This is a genomic window from Mesorhizobium sp. M7A.F.Ca.US.005.03.2.1, assembly GCF_003997795.1.
In the GTDB taxonomy this organism is placed as follows: Bacteria; Pseudomonadota; Alphaproteobacteria; order Rhizobiales; family Rhizobiaceae; genus Mesorhizobium; species Mesorhizobium ciceri.
Genome location: NZ_RZRP01001551.1, coordinates 1 through 559, shown reverse-complemented (window position 1 = coordinate 559; position 559 = coordinate 1). Strand labels below are relative to the sequence as shown.

The 559-nt window shown below is 65.1% G+C and carries 1 protein-coding gene and 1 pseudogene; one reads left to right on the top strand and one right to left on the bottom strand.

The genetic code is table 11. The features are described from left to right. Nucleotides 1-342: putative PEP-binding protein (locus EN991_RS39075; protein WP_348630526.1), on the top strand; the 342-nt coding region annotated here is incomplete at its 5' end. Between the two features lie 14 nt (nucleotides 343-356). On the opposite strand, the pseudogene EN991_RS39070 reads toward EN991_RS39075, so the two are convergent. Next, a pseudogene (locus EN991_RS39070) lies at nucleotides 357-559 on the bottom strand (hypothetical protein); the annotation flags it as partial.

The window sequence follows — 559 nt, the reverse complement described above, 5'->3', positions numbered from 1 at the left end:
ACCCCGGCCGCCGTGCTGATCGCCCCGGCGCTGGCCAAGGAGGTCGCTTTCTTCTCGATCGGCACCAACGATCTGACCCAGTACATCATGGCCGCCGACCGGCTCAATCCGACCGTCGCCAAGCTCAACGATGTCACCAATCCGGCCGTCATATCGGCGATCGAAATGACGGCAAAAGCCGGCGTCGCCGCCGGTATCATGGTCGGCATGTGCGGTGAGGCGGCCGGCCGTCCGGATCTGATTGCGACCTTCGTGAAGATGGGGCTGACCGAACTCTCGATGAGCCCGGCTTCCATCCAGCGCGCCAAGAAAGCGATCATGGCCATGGCCGCCGAAGGCTAGCCCAGGCCGGCTGACTACGGCAGATGGGCAAGCAAGGTGGCGAAGACCGGTGTCAGCTCAGCGATCGGGTTTGCCTTGGCGCAAGCCTGAACGATGCGATCGTGGCGAATATCCGCCGCCAGGATGGCGATCTCCAGCATATCCGGCTCCGGCGCGCCGTCCCTGCCGGTGGTCGCCAGGCCGCAGGCCAAAGCGAGCGGCGCCAGGCAGCTTATGT